Here is a 25,479-nt window from a genome sequence, read left to right as displayed (position 1 = left end):
GTCTTGATCGTTTAGGCTGGCCTCGTGCCAGCAGCATCTTCGCAACCCGCGATCGACGGATGGTTCGCCACCGACGACGCCGGTGCCACGCATCTGATCGGCGGCAAGTGCACTCAGTGCGCCACCTATGTCTTCCCGCCGCGCGAGAACAACTGCCCGAATCCGGCCTGTGACAGCGACACCCTCTCCCTGGTACCGCTGTCGCGGCGCGGGAAGGTGTGGAGCTATACGGAGAACCGGTACCTCCCGCCGTCGCCGTACCCCAAGACCGACCCGTTCGAGCCGTTCGCGATCGCCGCGGTGGAACTGGCCGACGAAGGCCTGATCGTGCTCGGCAAGGTCGTCACCGGCACCCTCGCCGCCGATCTCAAGGTCGGCATGGAGATGGAGCTGACCACGATGACGCTCTACACCGACGACGAGGGCGTCGAGCGCACCACCCACGCCTGGAGGATCGCCTGATGAGCGCACCTGAACCGCTGTACATCCTCGGCGCGGGCATGCACCCGTGGGGCAAGTGGGGACGCGACTTCACCGAGTACGGCGTCGTCGCCGCCCGCGCGGCGCTGACCGAGGCCGGCCTGAACGCGCAGCAGATCCAGTTCATCGCGGGCGCCGACACCATCCGCAACGGCTACCCCGGCTTCATCGCCGGATCGACGTTCGCCCAGAAGCTGGGCTGGAACGGCGTGCCGGTGTCGTCGTCGTACGCGGCGTGCGCCTCAGGTTCGCAGGCACTCCAGAGCGCCCGCGCCCAGATCCTGGCCGGGTTCTGCGACGTCGCGCTGGTGATCGGCGCCGACACCACGCCCAAGGGGGCCTTTGCGCCCGTCGGCGGCGAGCGCAAGAACGATCCGGACTGGCAGCGCTTCCACCTGCTCGGCGCGATGAACCCGGTGTACTTCGCGCTGCTGGCCCGGCGCCGGATGGACCTCTACGGCGCCACCGCCGAGGACTTCGCCCAGGTGAAGGTGAAGAACTCGCGCCACGGCCTGCAGAACCCGAATGCCCGCTACCACAAGGAAGCCTCGGTCGAGGATGTGTTGGCCAGCCCGGTCGTCTCCGACCCACTACGCCAGCTCGACATCTGTGCCACCTCCGATGGTGCCGCCGCACTGATCGTGGCTTCGAAGTCGTTCGCGGAGAAGCACCTGGGCTCACTGGAGGGTGTGCCGTCGGTGCGTGCGATCTCGACGGTGACCCCGCGCTACCCGCAGCACCTACCCGAGTTGCCGGACATCGCAACGGATTCCACCGCCGTCGTGCCCGCACCCGAGCGGGTGTTCAAGGATCAGATCCTCGACGCGGCCTACGCCGAGGCCGGCATCGGCCCCGAGGACGTCAGCCTGGCCGAGGTCTACGACCTGTCCACCGCACTCGAGCTGGACTGGTACGAGCACCTGGGCCTGTGTGCCAAGGGTGAAGGTGAGCAGTTGCTGCGTTCCGGCGCCACGACCATCGGCGGGCGGGTGCCCGTCAACGCGTCCGGCGGGCTGGCGTGCTTCGGTGAGGCCATCCCGGCCCAGGCCATCGCGCAGGTGTGCGAGCTCACCTGGCAGCTCAAGGGTCAGGCCACCGGTCGGCAGGTCGAGGGTGCGAAGGTCGGTGTCACGGCGAACCAGGGCCTGTTCGGTCACGGCTCGTCGGTGATCGTCGCGCGGTAGTGGCGTCGCGCCGAACGTGAACAAGATGTCGAGTTTTTCTCGAAAATTCGCACATTTCTTCACGTTCGGCACATGAGCGAGAACGTCACAGTCCGCGTCAAGCCCGGCAGCCGTAAAGGCCCGCTGGTCGAGGTCGGCGACGACGGTGCGCTCACCATCTACGTTCAGGAACGCGCCGTCGACGGCAAGGCCAATGACGCCGTCACCAAATTGCTTGCCCAACATCTGGGTGTGCCGCGCAGCCGCGTGGAGTTGATCTCCGGAGCGACTGCGCGGCTCAAGCGTTTTCGCATCATGTGACGGCGACGAGCGTGCGCAAAAGTGGTGCCGGCGCTACCCCAGGTTGCGGTTCCATTCCAGCCAGCCGATACCGGCGCGCCCGTCGGCGGTCCGCACCTTCGCCCAGGCCCGCGGGAACTGACTCACCCGGCCATCCGCAGCGACCAACAGCACCGGCGCGTGGCCGACGATGTCGATGGTCGCCTCGATGTCACCGGGTTGCAGCGTCAGCGTTGTAGACACCGGCAGGTCATCGGCACCGAGCGTGTAATCCGCAGTCACCGAATGCAACTCGACAAGCGGTTCACCCGCACGCTGCGAATAGCCGATACCGACAGGCGGTATCCCGGGAATCCGGATGTCGACGCCGTGCAGGTGGGTGCCGTCGTCGAGATGGAGGGCACTCCACACCCAGTTCATCGACCACCAGTCCCGCACACCCCACGAGTGGTCGCGCTGGCCTGCCACACCGGCGATGTCGAAGGTCTGCTCACCGATGGTCACCGTGCCCGAGACCGTGCACGGAATCTCATAGCGGGGCGTGATCCGGTACTGGTATGGAGTTCCGACCGTGGTCCAGGTCAGGTCCATGGTCACCGCCACCGGCGTGCCCGTCTCACCGCGCAGCAACGCCGCCGGATCGTCATGGGCCTGGCCGGTACCCGAAGCGGTCACCCGGTAGACCTTCAGCGGTTCGAGCGGTTGCAGGCTCAGTTCGACGCCCTCACCCGTGATCGATGCGGGTTCGGCGGGTGCGGCATGAAAGTCGTTGAGCGCCACGGTCGGCATTCCCGGACCGCAGAACAGCACGTTGACCCATGCGGTTTCCTGGTTGGGGATCAGGCCCAGTCGGACCCAGCCACCGAAACCTGCTGCGGCATCGGTGAAGTCGAAGTACCAGCTCTCGTTCCACAGTTCTTCATCGGTCGGGGTGTGCGGGTAGTCGTCCTCGGCCGCGGGTACCAGTGGCTCCGGAATCACCGGTGGTGCAAGGATATCCAGCGCTCCGGTATCCAGCACGTGACTGCAGTGCCGGTCGAGCATCGTCATGAACATCGCATCACCGCGTTCGGTACGTTCCACCAGCATCGAGGAGATGATCGCCATCATCACCCCGAAGAAGCTCTGCCGACGCACGCCGTCGCGCACCTGGTCGAGCGTGGGCGCCGAGTCCGTGCCGAGCGCCCGGTGATACGCCGTCAACAGCTCGTCGTAGTGCGTGCGGCGCTGCTCGACGGGTAGGGCGCAGCCGATGAAGTAGGCGACGTCGGTGAACGCCGGCCCCTTCGTGACGGTCTGCCAGTCGACCACCGTCAGAGCCCGCTCGGCACCGGAGTCGCCGAACAGCATGTTGTCGAGCCGGTAGTCACCGTGCACCAGCCCCTGGGGCCGCGCGGGCGCGCCCTCGTCGGCCAGGTAGGCGTCGAAGCTCTCGACGAGCCGGTCACACACGTGGCGCTGTTCCGGCGTGATCAGGCCCGCGTATCGGTCGACGAACGCCGCGTACAGGCCCGCGATCAGCGCCTGGTTGACCGGCGCCTCCCGGTTGAGCCATTCGGCGCGGTCGAGCGCCTCGGCTCCGGGCTTCGACGCGTGCATGCGGCCCAGTTCGGTGAGCGCGACGGCGGCCTGTTCGGCTGTCGCGCCGCGGATCTCGTCCCCCACCACGGCGGGCACGGCATCGCCGAGCAACAGGTCGAAGGCACCGGTCTGCACGTCGATCGCGGCGTGGTAGCACGGCGCCACCGGCCCGGGGACGAGAGCGGGCGCGATGTCGGTGTAGAACCGCACCTCACGCTCGTAGAGTCCGAGAGCCAACCCGGTCTGGCGGCTGCTGGGATCGGTGGCAGCCACCTTCAGCACCACCGACGCCGGCCCCGTCGTGCCCGCCGCGTACTCCACGACGACCCGGTAGCACTCGCTCATCTGCCCGGTGCCGATCCGCTCGAAACTGAATCCGCTGACCGGACCGGCGCCGAGGGCAGCGGCCAGCCAGTCGCAGGTCAGGTCTTCGGGGCGGTCCAGGACAGCGGTCTGAGTCGGTTGCACACAGGCAACCTAGCAGTGTTCCGCATCACATATGACAGGTGTCAACTAATCGCTAATGGTGCGCTGCTCTGGCATGACCGTGCGCGCAGGAGTCCGGCGGGGAAGCCGTCACGTCCAGCGCCGGGTTGCGGTCGAAGTACCCGAAAGGCTTGAGCCAGAACGACACCACGTCCACCGGCATCACCGGCCAATCCTCCGGGCGGGTGATGTGGTGGATACCGAACACGTACCAGAGCACCACATCGGTGTTGTCGATCGACCGGTCGGCCTTCGTCCACTCGCCCAACCCGGTATCGGCCACCGACTGGTTGACGAACTCCCCCGCCGGCCAGCGTTCGTCGGGCTGATTCGGAGTCACCCACAGCGTGTGGGTGATGACGTTGGCGCGTTGCACCGCCGGCGAGGACGGGTCGAACATCGCCGGGATCGCTCCGGTGGGCACCAGCTTGTAGGACGGGTGCGTCCCCAGTCCGTTGACGACGTTGGTGTTGACCACCTTCCAGGCCCGCTGGGTGGCGAAGTTGACGTCCTGCTTGCCCTCCTGTTCGGTGCGCAGCGCCTGATTGCGCACCACCAGCGACAGGCCGTACGGATTGTCCGGACTGATCGGTTCCGCGTACGACTCGGTCATGTACACCGTGTTGTCGGTGCCGTCGACGTCCAGGTCCAAGCGGGCGATCAGGAAGTGCTGATGAAACGGTGCGTAGGTGCGCTCGTCGACGAGCGTGCCGTTCTTCGGCGTCGACCCGGCCGGGAACGGTGTGGTGACCATGATCCCGGTGGCGCGGACCTCGCACTCGATGTTGCCGTCCTGGTAGAGCCGCCAGTACACCAGATATTCGTAATTGGCGACGGTTACGTGGAATGACAATGTGAGCCTGCGCATCCGGCGCACCTCGGCCCCGGCGTCGTGGTCGACGTGCTTCCACAGCACGGCGTTGTCTTCCTCGTGGATGCAGATCGCGTTGGTGATGGTGTACGGCTCGCCGGCGCTGTTGTGCAGCACCGCGTCCAGATAACGGATCTCACCGAGGCAGTCGCAGCCCAACTCCAGCGAGGTGGTCATGAAGCCCAGGCCCCACTCGCCGATGTCGAACGCGGTCCGCCGGTAGTGATCGACCGAGGAATCCCGATAGGGCACCACCATCTCGGCAAACGACATCCGGTGGGCCACAGAGCGATTCACCTCACCGTCGCGGTACCGGACGGTGTGCAGCGTCATGCCCTCGCGGTGGTTGAACCCGACCCGCAGCGACCAATTCTGCCACCGCAGCAGATTGCCGTCCAAGGTGAACGACGGACCGTCGGGCTGGATGATGCCCAGCGGTTTCAGCGGCTCCCGCCGCGACGCCGACCGGATCCACTCCGGGATGTGGTGCGGTACGTATTCGCCCATCACGTCCGGCTTTTCGGAACTGCCGTCGTCTTCGACACGCAGCACCGCCATGGTGTTGATGTCGATCACGCAATGCAGACCGCTGACCGGGTGGGCGTACGGATTGGCACCGGCGGCCTGCTTGTACCAGGTGTCCGACCAGCCGATCCGCCGGTCGCGATATTCGGGCGGCGCAACCGCGTCACCGTAGGTCCAGGTGTCCATGAACACGTTGTCCAGGTCGGTGATGCCGCGTCTGGCCAGTGCGGCGATCACGTCGGGATGCCGGCGCAGCACCTCATCGCATTCGACGAACTCGTCGACGGTGAAATTGGCCTGGACGCCCGGTACATGATCGAAGTTCTCGACCCGGTCGCCGGTCAACGACACCACGCCCTTGTAGGTGGCGTTGGCCGATCGGTCCAGGCAGATGACGGCGGCCCGGCGGGCCGGCGGCGCAGCACCCCGGTCGAAGGCGGCCAGTTCGGCCTTGGACGGCTCGAGGAGTTCTACCGAGGCAATCCGCCAGCCCTCCCCGACCCCGTGCTCACGGCGCAGTATCGCTGCCACCGCGCGAAACTCGTCGGCGGACAGCGGATCCAGGGGGTAGTCCACACCAAATACGCAACCACATCCGGGGGACTCCCTGCAGCAAATCGCCCAGAGTAAAAATGCCGATCTCAGCGCTCGGCGAGGGTGAACCCTTCCCAGGCCCGCCGCCGCACCGCCCGGGGGTCGTATTCGACGCGTGGCCGGCGGTCGAATACGAACACCGCCCGCTTATCTGTGTCATAGGCAGGCCAGCCGGGCCCCGGGTCACCGGTCCGGCTGAAATCACGCCACCGCCGCTGCACCTCGCGGCTGACCTTCCGGGCCGACTCCCGGTCGCCCACCGCGGTCAGCAGCGCGCCGTACGTCGTGTGGTACGAGTCGAACACCGCCAGCAACTCCATGGCGTGTGTCGCCCCCAGCCCCGCCCAGTGCAGGGTCCGGGGCGCATAGTCGTAGCGGTACACATAGGTGGGCGCGTGCCGGCTGTGGGCCTCGGCGATCTGCCAGGTGGCCGAGGCGAACGCGAAGTCGCCACCGAGGCGGACACAGGCCGCACTGCTCGGATAGTCCGGGTAGGCCGCAACGATCCGCCGGCGGTCCTCGGGATCGCTACGGGCGAACAGTTTTTCGATCATCGGCTCATTGGTCGGCAGCAGCGGCAGGAAGCGGGTGAACAGGCGCCCCTCGTCGGCATTGTTGCCGACGATCAACGGAAGCCGGTGTGCGCTGCCTTCAGCCATCGCCGTCACCGGATCGGTGGGCAGGTACTCGGTACCGAACGTCGGGCCGACCGGAAAGGCGCCCGGCATGTCCGTCTGACCGCGCATGATCAGCCCTTCCAGCGCCCGCCCCAGGTCGGCGGGGCGGGCGGCCATCAGCGCAGCGGCTGCCGATCCCCCACCGGGACTGACCAATTCGGCGAGCTGATCCGCGATCCCGGCGGCCGCATCGGCGGAGCTGACCATCCCGCTGGCCGGGCTCTCGGAGATCACCCGGGCGAACAGCCCTTCGGCCTCGGGGACCGCGAGCAGGGTCGCGACCGCGTGCGCACCGGCACTCTCCCCGAAGATCGTCACGTTGTCGGGGTCCCCACCGAACACCGCGGCGTTGTCGCGTACCCAGCGCAAAGCCAACACGAGATCCCGCAGGAACAGGTTGTCGTCGATCGGATGTTCCGGCGTCGACAGCGACGAGAGTTCGACGCACCCGAGCATGCCGAGCCGGTAGTTGACCGAGATGAACACACACCCGCGGCGAGCCAGCGCGGCACCGTCATAGACCGGTGTGGCCGAGCTGCCCATGATGTAGCCACCGCCGTGCACGAAGAACATCACCGGCAGTGGGCCGTCGGAGTTCGGTTCTTCCGGCGCCACCACGTTGAGAGTCAGACAGTCCTCGCTCATCGGCTGGTGCTTACCCACGCCGATGAGCGTGTAACGACGTTGCTGGGGCGCGCAGTAACCGAACCCGTGGCAGTAGCGCACGCCCGGCCACGGCTCGGCGGGCTCGGGTGCCCGCAGACGCAACGGCCCGACCGGCGGTTTGGCGTAAGGGATGGAACGCCAACGGTGTACGCCGTCGCGCGTGAACCCCTCGACGAGGCCAGTGCTGATCTTTGCCCGGACAGTCCGTTCGTGCATAGGACGACCGTATCGAACAACCGCACTGGGGGCGGACACGCGGTAGGCGTGGCACGCGACCGCTAGCCTTGCGGGTATGCGAATCGCTGTGACTGTTGGGGCTGCTGCGCTTTTGGCGGTGAGCGTGGCCGCCTGCTCATCGGGAGGGGGGCACGAGACGCAGCCGACCGCGCATTCCCGAATGTCGATGCCGGCCGGTGCCCCACACACCAGGAGCACCACGTCCACCCCGACGACGACCTCGCCGCTGCCCACCACCGCACCGGCTCCCGGGGCCCCCATGAGCCGGGTGATCAAGTGGGTCGAGGCAGGCACCCCTGCCGATCCGTCGGGTTTCCACACCGCAACGCGCGCGGGCCAGTCCACCGATCTCGGCGACGATGTCGCGTTCGTCGCACCTTCAGGCACCGCGCGCTGCGCCACCGACAAGAACGTCGACGGCCGACTGGCATGCCTGATCAAGGCCGACGGTCTGCCGTCGAAACCGTCGGACGTCGAAGGTCAGTGGATTCCGGGGTGGGTGGATTTCGCCGGAGAGACCGTGGATATCGGTTCGCTGCACGGAGATCCGGGCCGGTTCAACTACGGCGACGGCGCCGAACTGGCCACCGGCACGTCACTGGCCTTCGGTGACTACCGGTGCCGGGCCGACGACACGACGTTGGTGTGCGTCAACTACGCACACCAGTCCGCGGTGCTGCTGAACTCGTCGGGAGTCGAACCACTGGGCTGCCTCAAGCCGGTCCCCCCGCCGGTGGGCATCGGACGTCAGCTCAGCTGCCCACCCGACTAACGCCAACCGTCGGCGGCCTTCGCTGCCTGTAACAGCGCGCCACACAGCTGTCGCAATTCGTCGACCCCGGCACCCTCGTCGACCGCGATCGCGACATCCTCGGCCGCACACCTGACCTGATACACCCGGTCGGACAGTTGGGCGGCCTCGTCGGCGGTGAGCACCACCGAATCCGGCGCCAGGGAGGTGCCCTTCACCATGGCGCGTTGTTCGTAGGCCCGCTGCCGGCAGGATTGCCTGCAGTACTGGCGACGGCGGCCCATCTGCGCATCGGCGACGTCACGCCCACACCACCGGCACGGTTGCGGGCGGTTCTTTCTGTGGTGGGGCGCCATGGGTCACGACTGTAGACCGCCCTGCCCCGTGACCCGCGTATCATTGACAGTCGAGTCGGGAACTTGGCAACGCCATGCTGCGTTGATTCTTCCGGACAAAAACGCCGAACAAGGAGTGTTGACGATGGCTGATCGCGTCCTGAGAGGCAGTCGCCTCGGAGCCGTGAGCTACGAGACCGACCGCAACCATGACCTGGCGCCGCGTCAGGTCGCGCGCTACCGGACCGACAACGGCGAAGAGTTCGACGTTCCGTTCGCCGACGACGCCGAGATTCCCGGCACCTGGCCCTGCAAGAACGGCCTCGAGGGCACCCTGATCGACGGTGACGTGCCGGAGCCCAAGAAGGTCAAGCCGCCGCGTACCCACTGGGACATGCTGCTGGAGCGTCGCTCGGTCGAAGAACTCGAAGAGCTGCTCAAAGAGCGCCTCGACCTGATCAAGACCAAGCGTCGCGGCAGCTGAATCGCATAAAAAAACCGCGATATGCCCGTCAAGGGCATATCGCGGTTTTTGCGTCTCCGGCTAGCCGCGCACCACGCCCCTCGCGCGGTCCAGGCGCCCGCGGATACCCCACTCCGCGACCTTGAACATCGCCTCGCGGATGTTGGAACCGCTCATCTTGGAGACCCCGAGTTCACGTTCGGTGAACGTGATGGGCACCTCGACGACCGTGAACCCGTTGTTGATCGCACGCCAGGTCAGGTCGATCTGGAAGCAGTAGCCCTTGGAGTCCACCGCCGACAGGTCGATCTTCTCCAGTACCTCGCGCCGGTACGCGCGGTACCCGGCGGTGATGTCGTGGATGCCGACGCCCAGCAGCAACCGGGAATAGGTATTGGCCGTCTTGGACAGCACCAACCGGCGGACCGGCCAGTTGCGCACGGTACCGCCGGCGACATACCGCGAACCGATGGCCAGATCAGCCCCGGCGTCGACGGCGTCCAGCAGCCGGCTCAATTCCTCCGGTGCGTGACTACCGTCGGCGTCCATCTCGACCAGGACCGAATACCCGCGCCCAAGCCCCCAGGCAAAACCGGCCAGGTATGCCGCGCCGAGGCCCGCTTTGCTGGTCCGGTGCATCACGTGGACGCGATCCGGGTCGGCCAGCGCCAGCTCATCGGCCAGCTGGCCGGTGCCGTCGGGGCTGCCGTCGTCGACGATGAGGATGTGTACCTCGGGGCTGGCCTGGTGCACACGCCCGACGATCAGCGGCAGATTCTCCCGCTCGTTGTAGGTGGGAATGATCACCAGAGTGCGCTGACTCGGGCGTTCACCGTCCCGGCGAGGGCTGGATTCCGCCGGCCGCTTCGCTCCTTCACCAGGGACTGTCATGTGACTCCTTCATCGTCGCGGGGCCTTCGCCGTTGCGACGCCTCACCATTCTTTGCACGAACCCTCCATTGTGCAGCATTGCGGCAAGCAACGCCCCAATTCCAAGCGTGACCAGCGCCACCTGCAATGCCGGACCCCACTCGGTCGCGGGTGTCAGCCCTGATTTCAGCCTGATCTGGCTGTCCAGATAGGCGGGCTGGAAGAACTCGGTGCGAGCCAGTACACGTCCGTCCGGCGCGATCACGGCGCTGATGCCGGTGGTCCCGGCAACCACGACGTAACGATCATGCTCGACGGCCCGCAGTCTGCCGAACGCCAGCTGCTGCGCACTCATGTTCTCGTCGAACGTCGCATTGTTGGTGGGCACCGTCAGCACCTGGGCGCCGCTGAGAACCGATTCCCGCGCGGCCCGGTCGAAGATGATCTCCCAGCAGGTGGCCACCCCGATCGGTACCCCGGCGGCATGCACGACGCCGTTGCCCTCACCGGGGACGAAATAGCCGGCCCGGTCCGCATACGACGACAGATGCCGGAAGAAACTGCGCCACGGTAGGTACTCGCCGAAAGGCTGCACGATCTTCTTGTCGTGACGCTCACCGGGCCCGTGTTCGGGATCCCAGACGATCACGGTGTTGGTGGCCACCGGGTTGTCCGCGGTGTAGCCGTCGGCCTTGGTGATGGTTCCCACGAGGATCGGCGCACCGATGGCATCGGCCGCTGCGGTGATCTGTGCCGCGGCGTCGGCATTGGCCATGGGATCGATGTCGGAGGCGTTCTCGGGCCAGACCACGAACATCGGTTTCGGCGCCCGGCCCGCGCGGACGTCGTCGGCGAGTCGCTGCGTCTCCTTCACGTGGTTGTCGAGCACCGCGCGGCGCTGGGCGTTGAACTCCAGGCCGAGCCGGGGCACGTTGCCCTGCACGGCGGCCACGGTGACGCTCTGCTCGTCACCCGCGCCGGTGCCGGAATGACGGACCTCCGGCCACAGCACCGCGGTGGCCAGCAGCACCACCGTGATACTCAGGCCCGGCAGCATGACCGCGGGCGCCGGGAAGCCCGGCTTGTGGCCGTGACGCCACCACTGCACGATCTCCAGGAACAGCAGCGTCGCGCTGAAGCCGACGAGCGCCACCGCGAACGACAGCAGCGGCGCGCCACCCCAGCGCGCCAGGGCCAGCAACGGTCCGTTGGTCTGACCGAATCCGAGCACACCCCAAGGGAATCCGCCGAAGGGCACGGTGGATTTCAGCCACTCCTGGGTGCCCCACAGTGCGGCGAACCACAGCGGCCACCAGGGCAGTCGCCCGACGATGACCGCCGCCAGGCCGAACAGCCCGCAGAACAGCGCCTCCATGGCGGCCAGGGCCAGCCACGGCACCGCCCCGACCAGCCCGCTGATCCACGGCAGCAGCGGGATATAGAACGCCAGGCCGAACAGGAATCCGTAGCCGAAGCCGCCGGCGCGGGTGGTGGAACGCAACGTCAGCACCCAGCCGATCAACGCCAACCCGACGAACGCCGCCCACCACCAACCGGTCGGCGGATAGCTCAGGCACAACGCGAGCCCACCGGCGACCGATGCGCTCAACTGCGCCCACCGCACCGCGGCGGCCCGGCCTAACCTCGACGCCCAGGCGGTCACCACCGACCAGCGGTCCGGCGTGCCCGCTGCCGTCAGGCGGTACCCACGCTCCTCGGTTTCGTCATCGGGATCGGTGTCGGCCACCGGATCGCCGGTGACGTTCTCATCCAGCTCGTCGAAAGATCCGTCGTCGAGGTCGTCCAGTTCGGCGAGTTCGTCTTCTTCGACGGCCGGGATGACATCGGTGATCTCGTTGGGTCCCGGTCGTTCGGATCTGCTCCGGGGGCGGTCAGTGCCCATGGATGACGACACCCCGGTGAACGGTCTGCCGGCAGTGCGGCAGGTCGGCGTCGGCCGCCAACCGCGGCAGCGCGGGCACGCGCGATCGCGGATCGGTGGACCACCGCTGGACGGCGTTGGCCGGCGCGCTGACCTCCAGGTCGTCGGCCTCCCACACCGCGTAACTGGCCGGGGCGCCGGGAGTCAGCGTCCCGGTGACGCCGTCGTGGACCCCGCAGGCCCGCCAGCCCCCGCGGGTGGCCGCAGCGAACGCGGCCCGAGCTGAAATGGCGCTGCCCGCGCTGCGGTGTGACACCGCGGCACGCACGGTTTGCCAGGGATTCATGCTGGTAACCGGGGTGTCTGAGCCGAAGGCGAGGGGCACGCCTTCGGATGCTAACAGCGCGAACGGGTTGAGCTGGTGAACTCGGTCAAGCCCGAGACGCTGGGCATACATGCCGTCCTCGCCGCCCCAGAGGGCATCGAAGTTGGGTTGCATGCTGGCCATCACACCCCAGGCCCCCAGTCGGGCTGCCTGCTCGGCGTTGACCATCTCCAGATGCTCCAGGCGGTGACCGCAGCGGGCCACGGCCGGGCCGCCGACCCGCTTCACCACAGCCTCGAATCCCTCGACGACCGCAGCCACGGCGGCATCGCCGATCACGTGGAATCCAGCCGGGATGCCGGCCTCCGTACACGCCTGCACATGCGTGGTGATGGCGCCGACATCGAGGTAGCTGTTGCCGCAGGTGTCCGGGGCGTCACGGTAGGGCTCGTGCAGCCAAGCGGTGCGTGAGCCGAGCGCACCGTCGACGAACAGATCTCCAGCCAGGCCACGCGCTCCGGTCTCGGCGATCAGGTGGCGGGCATGCTCGGCGTCCTGCGCCGGTTCACCCCAGTAACCGACGACCTCGACACCGTGCTCCAGAGCCCGCAACTCCTGCCAGTCCAGCAGGCCGCCGATCTGTGGCCCCGCGCACTCGTGGACGGCGGCGATCCCCATCGCGGCCGCGTGATCGAGGGCGGCGACGCGGGCGGCGTGCCGTTGTCGGGGGGTCAGCTGCTCCCGCGCGGCCGCACGCACCAGGTGATGCGCCTCGGCGCTCAGAGGGCGCTGCGGATCGAACCCGGCGGCCTCGGTCAGCGCGGGCGCCAACCGGCGTAGCGCGGTGGTGGCGGCGGCCGAATGCACATCGACCCGAGCCAGATAGGCCGTCCGGTCCCCCAGTACGCCGTCCAAGTCGGCCGTGCGCAGTGGGGTTTGGTCGGGCCAACCCGACTCGTCCCAGCCGTGCCCCCACACCAGCCCGTCCGGATGCCGACGGGCGTATTCGTCCACCAGCCGCAGACAGTGCGACAGCGAAGTGGCCCCACGAAGGTCCAGGCCGTCCAGATTCAGCCCGGTGGCGGTCAGATGCACATGGCTGTCGACGAACGCCGGCGCGACGAATCCGCCGTCGAGGTCGACGATCTCGGCGTCGGGGAACTGTGACCGGCCGACGTCATCGCTACCCAGCCACGCCACAACGCCGTCGCGCACGGCGAATGCGGTCGCGTCGGGATAGCTGGGGCTGTGGATTCGCCCGTTGATCAGGAGTGTGGTCAAGCTGTTTCGGGTGGCGGTCAGGCCTTGGGAGGCAGGCGGTAGGGATCGACGTCAGCGGTATCGGTGACGTCGATTACTTCGCCGTCAATGTAGTCGCCTGTCCCTTGTCGATAACCGGCGGCACCGGTCGCTGCGCCGAAACCGGCGGGCGCGGCGACGATGAGCGGCACGCGCCGGGAGACCAGGCCGGTGAGCACCGGTCGTGCGGCCGCCCGCGTGGGCGGCAGCAGCAACAGTGCGCCGACTGCCGAGCTGGCCAATCCCGGAATCACCACCAACACGGTGCCCAGCGCCACCAGCACACTGTCGGACACTGCCCCCTGAGGATCGGACAGGCCACCGGACAATCCGGTGCGCAACCGGCGGATGTGCCGGTTGAGCTGCGAGCCCGCCAGCACCAACCCGAGGACGAACGTGGCCGACAGCAGCAGCACGGTGTAGCCGAACCCGATGGTGGCCACCAGGGCCACCATCACCGCCATCTCTACGAGGAGGTAGATCAGAAACAGCCGCTTAGCCATGCACCATCAACGGTTGGGCGGGCGGTTCGGTTCCTGATCGGGGTCAGGACTGTCGACGGCGCGTACCTCGATGGCGCTGTGCACCTTGTCGACGCCGCCGAGCAACAGCGCCCGCGGCACGAAGTACCAGGCATGGTTCCAGTACCGCTTGACGATTGCATCGAACACCCGCCGGGTGTCCGACTTCGGCAGATTGCGGGCCACCGCCTCCACGGGCTCGCCCCTGGGTGAGCCCAGCACACCGCACTTCTGGATGGTGACGCGTGGAGTGTTGTTGATGCGCTTGGTCTTCCACGATCCGTCGTCGGTGATGATCACCAGCTTGTCGCCGTCGGGAACGCCCCACACCGCGGTCGGCTTGGGTTTGCCGTCCTTGGTGAAGGTGGTCAGCAGCAGGTACTTCTCGCGGTAAACGTCGTCGAAGATCGGTGTCATGCTGCTCAGTTCACCGGTTTGAGCAGGATCGAAACATTCTTCTGCATCCCGCCGCGAAGCTTGGAGAAGACGTTGAACGCCTTACCCATCAGGCCGTAGCGCTTGCCGATCGCGTCGTAGGTGGTTCCGTTGGCGGATTTGGGCAGGATCTCGGCGACGGCTTCGACTGCCTCGCTCTTGGGGTTGCCACGCCCGTCGCACACCGCGACGGTGACCTGCGGGGTGTTGCGGATGCGTCTGACCTTCCAGGATGTCTCCTGGGTGATGACGACCAGCCCCTCCGCTGCGGGCGCGGCCCAGATCGCAGTCGGCTTGGGCCGGCCGTCCTTGGTGAACGTGGTCAGCAGGACGTAGTTGGCCTTGGCGACATCGGCGAAGGTGGGAGCCATGGTGCCCAATCTAAGCCAACAGGCCCGCGGCCGTTGACGCGCTCAGCCCTCGAGCTCGCCTTCGGTTTCCAGCAGCACCTGACGTAGCCCGTCGAGAGTGGCCTGCTCGGGTTGGGCCCACATGCCGCGGCCTGCGGCCTCCAGCAGGCGTTCGGCCATGCCGTGCAGCGCCCACGGATTGGACTCCGACATGAACTTGCGGTTCTCGTCGTCGAGCACGTACTCGGCCGAGAGCCGTTCGTACATCCAGTCGGCCATCACGTGCGCGGTGGCGTCGTAGCCGAACAGATAGTCGACCGTGGCCGCCATCTCAAAGGCCCCCTTGTAGCCGTGCCTGCGCATCGCGGTGATCCAGCGCGGGTTGACCACCCGGGCCCGAAAGACGCGATTGGTCTCCTCCGACAGCGTGCGAGTGCGGACCGCGTCCGGCCGGGTGTTGTCACCAATGTAGGCCGCCGGGGCCTGGCCGGTCAGCGCCCGCACGGTGGCCACCATGCCGCCGTGATACTGGAAGTAGTCGTCGGAGTCGGCGATGTCGTGCTCGCGGGTGTCGGTGTTCTTGGCCGCCACCGCGATTCGCCGGTAGGCGCGGTTCATGTCGTCGGCGGCGGGTGCACCGTCGAGCCCGCGACCGTAGGCGAATCCGCCCCACGCGGTGTACACCTCGGCCAGGTCGGCGTCATCGCGCCAGTTACGGCTGTCGATCAGCTGCAACAGGCCGGCACCGTAGGTCCCCGGTTTGGAACCGAAAATCCTTGTCGTGGAACGCCTTAGATCGCCATGCTCGGCCAGGTCGGCCTGGGAGTGGGCGCGCACGTAGTTGTCTGCGGCCGACTCGTCGAGGCCCGCCACCAATGCCACCGCATCGTCGAGCATCGTGACCACGTGTGGGAAGGCGTCGCGGAAGAACCCGGAGATACGCACCGTGACGTCGATCCGCGGTCGGCCGAGTTCGGCCAGGTCGATCGCCTCGAGATTGACCACCCGGCGTGACGCGTCATCCCACACCGGCCGCACCCCCAGCAGGGCGAGCACCTCGGCGATGTCGTCACCGGCGGTACGCATGGCCGAAGTGCCCCAGACCGAGAGCCCCACCGATTGCGGCCAGCGGCCGTAGTCGGTGCGGTAGCGATCCAGAAGTGAATCCGCCATCGCCACACCGGTTTCCCACGCCAGCCGGGACGGAACCGCCTTGGGATCCACCGAGTAGAAGTTGCGGCCGGTCGGCAGCACGTTGACCAGGCCGCGCAGCGGCGAACCGGACGGCCCCGACGCGATGAAGCCGCCGGCCAGGGCGCGCAGCACCTGGTCGATCTCGCTTGCGGTGCCCGCCAGCCGCGGCACCACCTCGGTGGCGGCGAAGCGCAGGATCTGGGCGACCTCGGGGTTGTCGGTGATCTTGTCGACCGCAGAAGGGTCCCAACCGGACTCCTGCAGCGCAGCCACCAGCGCGCGGGCCCCGGCCTCGGCGGCGTCGACGGCGGCACGGTCGTCACTGCCGTCCTCGATCAGGCCCAGGGCCTGACGCAGCCCGGGCACGGTCTGCTCGCCGCCGAACAGCTGGCGGGCCCGCAGGATCGCCAGCACCAGGTCGAGTTCGCCTGCGCCGGTGGGTTTCTGCCCCAGCACATGCAGGCCGTCTCGGATCTGAACATCCTTGATCTCGCACAGCCAACCGTCGACGTGCAGCAGCATGTCGTCGAAGGATTCCTCGTCGGGGCGATCCTCCAGGCCCAGGTCGTGGTCCATCTTGGCCGCCCGCATCAACGTCCAGATCTGCTGGCGGATGGCCGGGAGCTTGCCAGGGTCCAGCGCCGACACATTGGCGTGCTCGTCGAGCAGCTGCTCCAATTTGGCGATGTCGCCGTAGGTTTCGGCGCGGGCCATCGGCGGTATGAGGTGATCGATCAGAGTGGCGTGCGCCCGCCGTTTGGCCTGGGTGCCCTCCCCCGGATCGTTGACCAGAAACGGGTAGATCAATGGCAGATCGCCGAGGGCGGCGTCGGTGCCGCAGGCCGCGCTCATGCCGAGCGTCTTTCCGGGCAGCCACTCCAGGTTGCCGTGCTTGCCCAGGTGCACCACGGCGTCGGCGCGGAACGAACCAGGGAACGACGAGTCCAGCCAGCGGTAGGCGGCCAGATAATGGTGGCTGGGCGGTAGATCGGGGTCGTGGTAGATGGCCACGGGGTTCTCCCCGAACCCGCGGGGCGGCTGCACGATCAGCACCACGTTGCCGGCCTGGATGGCCGCGATGACGATCTCCCCGTCGGGATCGTGGCTGCGGTCGACGAAGAGCTCACCCGGCGGCGGGCCCCAGTGCTCGACGACGGCATCGGCGAGTTCGGCGGGCAGCGTCGCGAACCAGGACCGGTAGTCCTTGGCGGGGACGCGAATCGGATTGGCAGCCAATGCCTCGTCGGTCAGCCACTCCGGATCCTGCCCGCCGCGCTCGATCAGGGAGTGGATGAGCGCGTCACCATCGCCCGAGTCGACAATTGTGGCGAGGTCGCCGGGGGCGGTGGCCTCGCCGATGTCGTAACCGGCGTCGCGCATGGTGCGCAGCAGTGCGATCGCGCTGGCCGGGGTATCCAGGCCGACGGCGTTGCCGATGCGGGCGTGCTTGGTGGGATAGGCCGAAAACACCACGGCCACCCGTTTTTCCGCGGCCGGGATGGCACGCAAACGGGCGTGGCGGATGGCCAGGCCGGCCACCCGCGCACAACGCTCAGGATCGGCGACGTAGGAGATCAGCCCTTCGGAGTCGATCTCCTTGAAGGAAAACGGCACGGTGATGATGCGGCCGTCGAACTCGGGAACCGCGACCTGGGTGGCGACATCCAGCGGTGACATGCCGTCGTCGTTATCCGACCACTGGTCCCGGGAACTGGTCAGGCACAGGCCCTGCAGGATCGGAATATCCAGCGCGGCAAGGTGAGCGACGTTCCACGAGTCGTCGGTGCCGCCTGCGCCGACTGCTGCCGGGGTGGCGCCACCGGCCGCGAGCACGGTCGTGATCAGCGCGTCGGTGGTGCCGAGCAGCTCGAGGAGTTCGGGTTCAGCGGTGCGCAGGGATGCGCAGAACACCGGCAACGCGCGGCCGCCGGCCTGCTCGATCGCGTTGCACAACGCGTCGACGTAGCCGGTGTTCCCGGCCAGTTGCTGTGCGCGGTAGTAGAGCACGGCCACGGTCGGTCCGGCGCCGGAGCCGGTGGTGCGCTCCAGGACACCCCAGGTCGGGGTGGTTACCGGGGCAGCGAAGCCAAACCCGGTCATCAGCAGGGTGTCGGACAGGAAGGAATAAAGGTTTGCCACATTCTCGATGCCGCCCTGGGCCAGGTAGATGTGGGTTTGCAGAGCGGCGCCCTGCGGGGCGGTCGAATGCCCCATCAGCTCGGCGTCGGGTGACTGCTCACCGCTGACCACGACGGTCGGCAGGCCACTGGCCACCACAGTGTCGATACCGTCCTCCCAGGCCCGGTAGCCGCCGAGGATGCGGATCACGACGATGTCAGCACCGTCGAGAAGCTCCTCGAGCTCACCGGCGACCAGCCGCGACGGATTGGCCCAGCGGTACCGGGCCCCGCTGGCGCGGGCAGTGATCAGATCGGTGTCCGAGGTCGACAGCAGCAAGACAGTGGGAGCAAACACCCCCCATTCGTACCGCACCGGCTACCCGATCGGGGTAGCCGGTGCGTATGGATAGATCCGAGTCAGGGCTGGGTTTCGCCGAAGCGGTCGTGCCACGACTGCCGGTAGGGCCTGCCTGCCGTCGCAACGAGCACCAGGACAAATGTGGCGAAGACACCGAATGCGAGCATGAATCGCTCCTTTCGTCAGAGCCTTGGATCTGGCTGTCAACTTCCCGGTACCGGCGGTCCCGGGAATCTGGTTAGACGGTACGGCCAACGCCGCCGAAAACCACCGATCTGTAAGCGACCGAACAGGTTTCCGCACCAGTGACCGATGTCACAGCGATTGACGAAAGTAAGATGGCGGGCAATATGACCAGGACCCGCGATCAGGACGCCTGCCCTGGTGCACTGACCGTGCACCAGGCCGCCGATGGCGCCCTGGTGCGAATCCGGCTACCCGGCGGGATGATCACCTCCGCCCAATTGACGACGCTGGCCCAGATTGCCGAGCAGTTCGGCTCTCCCGCAATGGAACTCACGTCTCGCGGCAACATCCAGATCCGGGCGGTGACCGACACCGACAACGCCGCCAGAGCTCTCACCGCAGCGGGCCTGCTGCCGTCACCAACCCACGAACGGGCCCGCAACATCGTGGCCTCGCCCCTTTCCGGACGTTCGGGCGGCGTCACCGATGTCCGCCCCCTGCTCATCGACCTCGACCGCGCCATCCAGGAGGAGCCGGTGCTGGCCGGCCTGCCGGGCAGGTTCTGGTTCAGCCTCGACGACGGCCGCGGCGACGTGTCCGGGATCGACGCCGACGCCGGGGTGCATGCCCGCGATGACGGCACGTTCGCGCTGTTGCTGGCCGGACGCGACACCGGGGTGCGACTGGACTCCGGCGACGCGGTGCCCACCCTCATCGAGGTGGCCAGGCGTTTCGTCGATATCCGCGGAACAGCTTGGCGGATAACTGAACTCGACAATCATTCGGCGCTGTTGGACGGCCTGGATCCCAGCGCCCCGGCGGGGGCCACCTGGCCACCGACGATGACACCGCCGGTGGGCTGGATCGAGCAACGCGATGGCGACGTCGCGCTGGGGGCCGCGGTGCCGCTCGGCGTCGTGCAGGCGCGGGTCGCGCGCTTCCTGGCCGCCATCGAGGCTCCGCTGGTGATCACCCCGTGGCGTTCGGTCCTGGTGTGCGACGTCCCCGAGGGCGTCGCGGACACCGCCCTGCGGGTTCTTGCCCCGCTCGGGCTCGTGTTCGACGAGAACTCACCCTGGCTGCGGGTCAGCGCCTGCACCGGCAGTCCAGGATGCGCCAAGTCCATCGCGGATGTGCGCGCCGATGCGGCCCAAGCGGTCGAAGCGCCCACAGAAACGCACCGGCATTTCGTGGGCTGCGAGCGGGCCTGCGGCAGCCCACCCACCGCCGAGGTCCTGATCGCCACCGAGGACGGATACCGGCTGCGTAGCACGTCCCCGTAGGGTGTTCGGGTGCTCGACTACATCCGTGACGCCGCCGAGATCTACCGGCAGTCATTCGCGACGATCCGCGCCGAGTCGAACCTGTCGCGGTTCCCCGATGACGTGTCGCGGGTGGTGGTCCGGCTGATCCATACCTGCGGTCAGGTGGATGTCGCCGACCACGTGTCCTACACCGACGATGTCGTGGCCCGGGCGCATGCCGCACTCGCGGCGGGCGCCCCGGTGCTGTGCGACTCGTCGATGGTCGCGGCCGGGATCACCCGATCGCGGCTGCCCGCTGACAACGAGGTCGTCTCGCTGGTGGCCGATCCCCGTGCCCCGGAGTTGGCAGCGACGTTGGGATTCACCCGCTCGGCGGCCGCCGTCGACCTGTGGGCCGACCGGCTCGGCGGCGCAGTGGTCGCGATCGGCAACGCACCGACCGCATTGTTCCGGCTGTTGGAACTGCTCGACGAGGGCGCGCCCGTACCGGCGGCGGTGCTGGGCGGTCCGGTCGGTTTCGTCGGATCCGCGCAGTCGAAGGAAGAACTGATCGAACGCCCGAGGGGCATGTCCTATCTGGTGGTGACCGGCCGGCGCGGGGGCAGCGCCATGGCCGCAGCCGCCGTCAATGCGATTGCGAGTGAACGCGAGTGAGCACCGAGACGACAGAACGTGGAGCCCACGGAACTCTGTATGGCGTCGGGTTGGGCCCGGGGGATCCGGAGCTCGTGACGGTCAAGGCGGCCCGGCTGATCGGGGCGGCCGACGTGGTGGCCTACCACAGCGCGAGGCACGGCCAGAGCATCGCCCGAGGTATCGCCGAGCCCTATCTACGGGAAGGCCAGATCGAGGAACACCTGGTCTATCCGGTCACCACCGAGACCACCGAGCACCCCGGCGGGTACGTCGGCGCGATGGAGGATTTCTACGCCGCGGCCGCCGAGCGCATCGCCGCGCACCTGCAGGCCGGCCGCGATGTGGCCCTGCTGGCCGAGGGTGATCCGCTGTTCTACAGCTCCTACATGCACATGCACACCCGGCTCACCGAGCGGTTCGACGCCGTCATCGTTCCCGGCGTCACCTCGGTGAGCGCGGCCTCCGCCGCCACCGGCACCCCGCTGGTGCAGGGCGATGACGTCCTGACGATCCTGCCCGGCACGCTGCCCACCGCCGAGTTGGAACGCCGCCTGGCCGACACCGACGCGGCCGTGGTGCTCAAGCTGGGCCGGTCCTACACCCGGGTGCGCGAAGCTCTGGCGTCGACCGGACGCCTGGACGAGGCGTACTACGTCGAGCGGGCCAGCACCGACCGGCAACGGGTATCGCCGGCCGGCGAGGTCGGCGATATCAAGGTGCCGTACTTCTCGCTGGCGATGGTGCCCGGGCGGTCGCGGGCCACCACCCCGCAGGGCAGTGTGGTGGTCGTCGGGCTCGGACCGGGCGACTCGGACTGGATGACCCCGCAGAGCCGACGTGAACTGTCCGCCGCCACCGATCTGATCGGCTACGCCCCCTATCTCGATCGCGTCGGGGCCCGTGCCGGACAGCATCACCACCCCAGCGACAACACCGACGAACCGGCCCGCGCACAACTGGCCTGCAAGCTGGCTCAGGAGGGCCGGACGGTGGCGGTGGTGTCCTCGGGCGATCCGGGTGTGTTCGCTATGGCCACCGCGGTGCTCGAGGAGGCCAAACAGTGGCCAGGCGTCGAGGTCCGGGTAATCCCCGCGATGACGGCGGCCCAAGCGGTCGCCAGTCGGGTGGGTGCGCCACTGGGCCACGACTACGCGGTGATCTCGCTGTCCGACCGGCTCAAGCCGTGGGAGGTGATCGTGGAGCGTCTCACCGCCGCGGCGAGGGCAGATCTGGCGTTGGCGATCTACAACCCGGCGTCGAAAACCCGGACCTGGCAGGTGGGCGCCATGCGCGATGTGCTGCTGGAGTACCGCGATCCGAGCACCCCGGTGGTCGTCGCGCGCGCCGTATCCGGTGCCGAGCCGGGTCCAGGCGAGCGGGTGTCGGTGGTGCGACTGGCCGATCTGGATCCGGCCCAGGTGGACATGCGCACCATGCTGATCATCGGCTCGTCCCAGACGCAGTGGTACGCCGGTTCGGCTGGCGGTGACACCACCGAGGACCGGGTGTTCACCCCGCGCCACTACCCCGCGGGACCTATCGACTGACTCGCGTCGAGTTTTATTGACTGCTGTCAGAATGACCGATAGTGTCCGGCGTCACACCCGTCGAGAATGGGAGGGCCGGACACCACATGCCGACGGCACCACAGGGCGCAGCCACCCGGTCACTGGTCGACCGTCGACAACCGCAGCGCAGCGATCAGCGCCGCACCGCGATCCTGGCGGCACTCGACGAACACCTGAAACAGACCGGGTTCGACGCACTCAACATCGCCGAGGTCGCCCGGGCAGCCGGCGTCGGACGCTCGGCCTTCTACTTCTATTTCGAGAACAAGGCGGCCGCGGTCGCCGCGTTGCTGGAACCGATGCACGAGGCCCTGCTGGCGGCCAACACGATCCTGGCCAACACCGCCGAACCGCCCCGCTCCCGGGTCCGCGACACGCTTGAGGCAGTGGCGCGGACCGCCGAGGAACACCGCTACCTGTTCGAGGCGATGTGGGAGGCCCGCGGAGCCAACAATGCCGTCCGCGACATGTGGGATGCGGCGCGGGAGTCCTTCGTCCCCACCGTCGCCGCGGTGATCGTCGCAGATCGGGCCGCCGGTCGCGCCCCCGACGGCCCCGACGCCGGGGTGCTGGCGAGCTTGCTGATGGAACTCAACGATCGACTGGTGGAGCGGATCATCGTCGGCGGGCCGCTGACCCGCCGACAACTATTGGAAGGTGCAGAAGCGATGTGGATGGGCACGATTTACGGCACGATCGGCGAAGCCGGAGAATCCCGATGACGGCGGCCGTGTCCATCCCGAGCAGGCCCGCCGAGGTCACCACCGGATGGCTGTCGAAGATCCTTGGCGCCGAAGTGGATTCGGTGCAGACCGCGCCGATCGGCACGGGCCAGACCGGCGCCACCTACCGGATCTCGGTCACCTATCGCGACGACACCGGCCTGCCCGGCACCTTCGCGGTGAAGCTGCCGTCGCAGGACGACACCGTACGTGACCGCGTCACCATCGGCTACCGCTCCGAGCATGCCTTCTACACCAACGTGGCCGACCACGTGCAGATCCCGGTCCCGCACTGTCACCACTGTGAAATCGCCGGCGAGGGAGCCGATTTCGTCCTGGTCCTGGCGGACATGGCACCTGCTCAACAAGGTGATCAAATCACCGGGTGCACACCGGCCGAAGCCACGCTGGCCGTCCTGGCACTGGCCGATCTGCACGGGCCGACCTGGGCCGACCCGCAGTGGGCGAACTTCCCCGGCATCGCCATGCCCAAGCCGGAACCGGACTCCGCCAAGGGATTCGGTGACGTCGCGAAGATGGCGGCCGACATCACCCTGGACAAGATCGGCGCACGCCTGTCCCTGGAAGATCAGGAGACCATGCGCGCAGCGATGTCGGTGGTCACCCCGTGGTTACTGGCCGAACCGGACCGGTTCGCCGTCCTGCACGGCGACTACCGGCTGGACAATATGCTGTTCGACCCCGACCGCACCCGGATCACCGTGGTGGATTGGCAGACCCTCGGCTCCGGCCTGCCGGCCCGCGACCTGTCCTACTTCACCGCGACCAGCCTGGAACCCGCCGTCCGGGCCGCCGCCGAAGCCGACCTGGTCGGCGCTTACCACGACCGGCTGCTGTCGCACGGTGTCACCGGCTACGACCGCGAAACCTGTTGGCAGGATTACCGTCTGGGCATGCTGCAGGCGCCGCTGATCACCGTGCTCGGCACCGCTTTCGCCAACTCCACCGAACGCGGCGACGACATGATGGTGGTGATGGCCCAGCGCGGCTGTCAGGCCATCCGCGAGCTCGGCACGCTCGACCTGATCAACGCCTGACGGGCGGTCCCATGACGCGCGTGCCAGGCGTGACGCGGGCGATCCCCCGCACGATGCGCGGCATCCGCCTCGCCATCACCGCCATGGCCTGATCCGACCGGCGCATCGTGGGCCTCGGGCCAGGCGTCGGCACCGAGGCCAGCTCCGCCTCGGGTGTACCGGCCCGTGCGCCGTGGCGATCGACCGCCAGGAGTCGCCAGATACCCGGCACCCCGCGCAACTCGACGTCGCCGCGGTCCTCGAAGCCGGTTCCCGAGCCCACCACCAGATCTCGGACGGTGCTCGACACCAGGATCTCCCCGGCGCCGGCCAGGCCGAGGATGCGCGCCGCGATGTGGACCGCGATTCCCCCGATATCGCCGTCCAGCAACTCGCATTCGCCGGTGTGGATGCCGGCGCGGATCTCGATGCCCATGGTCTCGGTCTGATCGCGCAGCGCCTCTGCGCAGCGAATCGCCTGGGTCGGGCCGTCGAATGTGGCGAGGTGCCCGTCACCGGTGCTCTTCACCACGACACCACCGAAATGACCGGTCAGGTCGGCGGTGATCTCCCCCATCCGGTGCAGCACCGCCCGCCACCGCTCGTCCCCGGTCGCCGCGGCGTGCTGGGTGGAGGCGACCATGTCGGTGAACAACACGGTGCGCAGAGCCCGGTGGGACTGCGCAGGCGCGGCATGGCTGCCGGTGAGGAATTCCTCGATCTCACTCGTGATCTCGTCGGGATTGGCGATCCAGGGTGCGTGGTCGGTGCCGTCGACCTCGAGCAGCTGTGCCCCCGGGATGTGGTCGGCGAGATACCGCCCGCCCTGCACCGGAACGAGATCGCCGGTGGCATGGATGACCAGGGTCGGCGCCGTGATCGTCGACAGAATCGGTCGGGCGTCGATCCGGAACAGAGCTTCGAGTGTCGCCCGGGCCATTCCCGGACTGGCGCTCATGCGCTCGAACATGCCGAGTTGCCGCACCGACCCGGCGGCCGGGAACAAGCGCTTGAGTGCGGCACCGGTGCCCCACACCGAGCCACTGGCCCGGCCGAACTCCTGAAAGGCGGCGATCTGCTCGATCGAGGGCCTGTAGTCCTCGCCCATCTCACCCATGATCCGCGCGTGCAGGTCGGCTGCGCCACGGTCGAAGTCAGCCCACTCGGTGATGCCGAAGTACGCGAACGTGCCACTCAGGATCAACGCCCGTGTGCGTTCGGGCCGGGTCGCCGCGAACAACATCGCCGCCGGGCCACCCTCGCTCAACCCGAACAGCACCGCACGCCCGAATCCCGCGGCATCCATCACCGCCTCGAGCTCGGACGCCCGTTCATCGAGGGTGCGCACCTGTGGCACGGGGTCCGACAAACCCACACCGGCCTTGTCGAACAGCAGGACGCGGCAGAACGTCGAGAGTCGCTCCATGAAGGCCTCGAACTCGGGCATGGTCCAGAACACTTCGAGGTGGCTGACGAATGAACCGGCGTAGACGAGCTCGACGGGTCCGTCGCCGAAAACCTGATAGGCGAGACTCAGACCGCCGCACGGTGCATATGACGTCTCCGCCACGTTCGGAGCCTA

22 protein-coding genes are annotated in these 25,479 nt (G+C 67.9%); 10 read left to right on the top strand and 12 right to left on the bottom strand.

Annotation, left to right across the window (positions count from 1 at the left end; genetic code table 11):
* Positions 1–24 precede the first annotated feature (24 nt).
* The 3 genes from G6N44_RS02120 to G6N44_RS02110 all read left to right on the top strand — a co-directional run bounded on the left by G6N44_RS02120 (position 25) and on the right by G6N44_RS02110 (position 1,964).
* The gene (locus tag G6N44_RS02120) at positions 25–462 is read left to right on the top strand and encodes a Zn-ribbon domain-containing OB-fold protein (protein WP_163660719.1); all 438 of its coding nucleotides are present in this window, start codon (positions 25–27) and stop codon (positions 460–462) included.
* On the top strand, positions 462–1,664 hold the full coding sequence (locus G6N44_RS02115) for a lipid-transfer protein (RefSeq protein WP_163660717.1): 1,203 nt from the start codon (positions 462–464) through the stop codon (positions 1,662–1,664). Before G6N44_RS02120 ends, G6N44_RS02115 begins: the two co-directional genes overlap by 1 nt.
* Before the next feature lie 72 nt (positions 1,665–1,736).
* Positions 1,737–1,964, top strand: coding sequence for a DUF167 domain-containing protein (locus G6N44_RS02110; RefSeq protein ID WP_163660716.1), 228 nt, complete (start codon positions 1,737–1,739; stop codon positions 1,962–1,964).
* A 33-nt stretch (positions 1,965–1,997) separates the two neighbouring features.
* Here G6N44_RS02110 and G6N44_RS02105 read toward each other — a convergent pair whose 3' ends face one another.
* From G6N44_RS02105 to G6N44_RS02095, 3 genes are all read right to left on the bottom strand, one after another.
* A complete protein-coding gene (locus G6N44_RS02105) occupies positions 1,998–3,992 on the bottom strand; it encodes a DUF7064 domain-containing protein (RefSeq protein ID WP_163660713.1) in 1,995 nt (664 codons plus the stop codon).
* 52 nt (positions 3,993–4,044) lie between these two features.
* Positions 4,045–5,982, bottom strand: coding sequence for a primary-amine oxidase (locus tag G6N44_RS02100; RefSeq protein ID WP_163660711.1), 1,938 nt, complete (start codon positions 5,980–5,982; stop codon positions 4,045–4,047).
* A gap of 65 nt (positions 5,983–6,047) precedes the next feature.
* Positions 6,048–7,559 carry a carboxylesterase/lipase family protein gene (locus G6N44_RS02095; RefSeq protein WP_163660709.1) on the bottom strand — a complete coding sequence of 504 codons (1,512 nt, stop codon included), beginning with the start codon at positions 7,557–7,559 and terminating at the stop codon, positions 6,048–6,050.
* A gap of 76 nt (positions 7,560–7,635) precedes the next feature.
* On the opposite strand from G6N44_RS02095, the gene G6N44_RS02090 reads away from it, so the two are divergent.
* Complete coding sequence (locus tag G6N44_RS02090; protein ID WP_163660707.1) at positions 7,636–8,352, top strand: hypothetical protein; 717 nt, start codon at positions 7,636–7,638, stop codon at positions 8,350–8,352.
* On the opposite strand, the gene G6N44_RS02085 is transcribed toward G6N44_RS02090, so the two are convergent.
* Positions 8,349–8,687 (bottom strand): hypothetical protein, encoded by a 339-nt coding sequence (locus tag G6N44_RS02085; protein WP_163660705.1) that lies wholly within the window; start codon positions 8,685–8,687, stop codon positions 8,349–8,351. The two genes, G6N44_RS02090 and G6N44_RS02085, sit on opposite strands and share 4 nt — an antisense overlap.
* Before the next feature lie 124 nt (positions 8,688–8,811).
* Here G6N44_RS02085 and rbpA point away from each other — a divergent pair, with 124 nt between their 5' ends.
* Entirely contained in the window at positions 8,812–9,150 is a 339-nt protein-coding gene (rbpA, locus tag G6N44_RS02080) for an RNA polymerase-binding protein RbpA (RefSeq protein ID WP_163660703.1), read from the top strand.
* A 60-nt stretch (positions 9,151–9,210) separates the two neighbouring features.
* On the opposite strand, the gene G6N44_RS02075 is transcribed toward rbpA, so the two are convergent.
* Genes G6N44_RS02075 through cobN form a run of 7 tightly spaced genes read right to left on the bottom strand, consistent with a single transcriptional unit; the run spans position 9,211 to position 18,480 of the window.
* Positions 9,211–10,020 (bottom strand): polyprenol monophosphomannose synthase, encoded by an 810-nt coding sequence (locus tag G6N44_RS02075; protein WP_163660701.1) that lies wholly within the window; start codon positions 10,018–10,020, stop codon positions 9,211–9,213.
* Positions 10,004–11,902, bottom strand: a complete 1,899-nt coding sequence (gene lnt / locus G6N44_RS02070; RefSeq protein WP_163660699.1) for an apolipoprotein N-acyltransferase — start codon at positions 11,900–11,902, stop codon at positions 10,004–10,006. The genes G6N44_RS02075 and lnt overlap by 17 nt, the downstream gene beginning before the upstream one ends.
* Entirely contained in the window at positions 11,892–13,487 is a 1,596-nt protein-coding gene (locus tag G6N44_RS02065) for an amidohydrolase (protein WP_163660697.1), read from the bottom strand. The genes lnt and G6N44_RS02065 overlap by 11 nt, the downstream gene beginning before the upstream one ends.
* A gap of 17 nt (positions 13,488–13,504) precedes the next feature.
* Positions 13,505–14,008: an FxsA family protein gene (locus tag G6N44_RS02060; RefSeq protein WP_163660695.1), complete on the bottom strand. Its 504-nt coding sequence runs from the start codon at positions 14,006–14,008 to the stop codon at positions 13,505–13,507.
* 6 nt (positions 14,009–14,014) lie between these two features.
* Positions 14,015–14,443 carry a PPOX class F420-dependent oxidoreductase gene (locus G6N44_RS02055; protein WP_163660693.1) on the bottom strand — a complete coding sequence of 143 codons (429 nt, stop codon included), beginning with the start codon at positions 14,441–14,443 and terminating at the stop codon, positions 14,015–14,017.
* A 5-nt stretch (positions 14,444–14,448) separates the two neighbouring features.
* A complete protein-coding gene (locus tag G6N44_RS02050; protein WP_163660691.1) occupies positions 14,449–14,832 on the bottom strand; it encodes a PPOX class F420-dependent oxidoreductase in 384 nt (127 codons plus the stop codon).
* Between the two features lie 42 nt (positions 14,833–14,874).
* Entirely contained in the window at positions 14,875–18,480 is a 3,606-nt protein-coding gene (gene cobN / locus G6N44_RS02045; RefSeq protein ID WP_235682918.1) for a cobaltochelatase subunit CobN, read from the bottom strand.
* Between the two features lie 353 nt (positions 18,481–18,833).
* On the opposite strand from cobN, the gene cobG reads away from it, so the two are divergent.
* The 5 genes from cobG (at position 18,834) to G6N44_RS02020 (ending at position 23,918) form a co-directional block, all read left to right on the top strand.
* Entirely contained in the window at positions 18,834–19,952 is a 1,119-nt protein-coding gene (gene cobG / locus G6N44_RS02040) for a precorrin-3B synthase (RefSeq protein WP_163660687.1), read from the top strand.
* Positions 19,953–19,961: 9 nt separating this feature from the next.
* Positions 19,962–20,588 (top strand): precorrin-8X methylmutase, encoded by a 627-nt coding sequence (locus G6N44_RS02035; protein WP_163660685.1) that lies wholly within the window; start codon positions 19,962–19,964, stop codon positions 20,586–20,588.
* A complete protein-coding gene (locus G6N44_RS02030; RefSeq protein ID WP_163660683.1) occupies positions 20,585–22,117 on the top strand; it encodes a precorrin-2 C(20)-methyltransferase in 1,533 nt (510 codons plus the stop codon). Before G6N44_RS02035 ends, G6N44_RS02030 begins: the two co-directional genes overlap by 4 nt.
* 86 nt (positions 22,118–22,203) lie before the next feature.
* The gene (locus G6N44_RS02025; protein WP_163660681.1) at positions 22,204–22,860 is read left to right on the top strand and encodes a TetR/AcrR family transcriptional regulator; all 657 of its coding nucleotides are present in this window, start codon (positions 22,204–22,206) and stop codon (positions 22,858–22,860) included.
* Positions 22,857–23,918: a phosphotransferase family protein gene (locus G6N44_RS02020; RefSeq protein WP_163660679.1), complete on the top strand. Its 1,062-nt coding sequence runs from the start codon at positions 22,857–22,859 to the stop codon at positions 23,916–23,918. The genes G6N44_RS02025 and G6N44_RS02020 overlap by 4 nt, the downstream gene beginning before the upstream one ends.
* Here the strand turns inward: G6N44_RS02020 and G6N44_RS02015 are convergent.
* Positions 23,908–25,467 (bottom strand): adenylate/guanylate cyclase domain-containing protein, encoded by a 1,560-nt coding sequence (locus tag G6N44_RS02015; RefSeq protein ID WP_163660677.1) that lies wholly within the window; start codon positions 25,465–25,467, stop codon positions 23,908–23,910. The two genes, G6N44_RS02020 and G6N44_RS02015, sit on opposite strands and share 11 nt — an antisense overlap.
* Positions 25,468–25,479 lie beyond the last annotated feature (12 nt).

Origin of the sequence: Mycolicibacterium alvei, from assembly GCF_010727325.1 — a bacterium.
In the GTDB taxonomy this organism is placed as follows: domain Bacteria; phylum Actinomycetota; class Actinomycetes; order Mycobacteriales; family Mycobacteriaceae; genus Mycobacterium; species Mycobacterium alvei.
Note: the sequence above shows the minus strand (reverse complement) of the source record. Positions and strands in the feature narration are given on the sequence as shown.

Coding starts and splice junctions, on each gene's coding strand:
- G6N44_RS02055 (WP_163660693.1), bottom strand. CDS start 14,443: ATGACACCGATCTTCGACGACGTTTACCGCGAGAAGTACCTGCTGCTG.
- G6N44_RS02075 (WP_163660701.1), bottom strand. CDS start 10,020: ATGACAGTCCCTGGTGAAGGAGCGAAGCGGCCGGCGGAATCCAGCCCT.
- G6N44_RS02060 (WP_163660695.1), bottom strand. CDS start 14,008: ATGGCTAAGCGGCTGTTTCTGATCTACCTCCTCGTAGAGATGGCGGTG.
- lnt (WP_163660699.1), bottom strand. CDS start 11,902: ATGGGCACTGACCGCCCCCGGAGCAGATCCGAACGACCGGGACCCAAC.
- G6N44_RS02085 (WP_163660705.1), bottom strand. CDS start 8,687: ATGGCGCCCCACCACAGAAAGAACCGCCCGCAACCGTGCCGGTGGTGT.
- G6N44_RS02110 (WP_163660716.1), top strand. CDS start 1,737: ATGAGCGAGAACGTCACAGTCCGCGTCAAGCCCGGCAGCCGTAAAGGC.
- G6N44_RS02025 (WP_163660681.1), top strand. CDS start 22,204: ATGCCGACGGCACCACAGGGCGCAGCCACCCGGTCACTGGTCGACCGT.
- rbpA (WP_163660703.1), top strand. CDS start 8,812: ATGGCTGATCGCGTCCTGAGAGGCAGTCGCCTCGGAGCCGTGAGCTAC.
- G6N44_RS02050 (WP_163660691.1), bottom strand. CDS start 14,832: ATGGCTCCCACCTTCGCCGATGTCGCCAAGGCCAACTACGTCCTGCTG.
- G6N44_RS02020 (WP_163660679.1), top strand. CDS start 22,857: ATGACGGCGGCCGTGTCCATCCCGAGCAGGCCCGCCGAGGTCACCACC.
- G6N44_RS02090 (WP_163660707.1), top strand. CDS start 7,636: ATGCGAATCGCTGTGACTGTTGGGGCTGCTGCGCTTTTGGCGGTGAGC.
- cobG (WP_163660687.1), top strand. CDS start 18,834: ATGACCAGGACCCGCGATCAGGACGCCTGCCCTGGTGCACTGACCGTG.
- G6N44_RS02095 (WP_163660709.1), bottom strand. CDS start 7,559: ATGCACGAACGGACTGTCCGGGCAAAGATCAGCACTGGCCTCGTCGAG.
- G6N44_RS02115 (WP_163660717.1), top strand. CDS start 462: ATGAGCGCACCTGAACCGCTGTACATCCTCGGCGCGGGCATGCACCCG.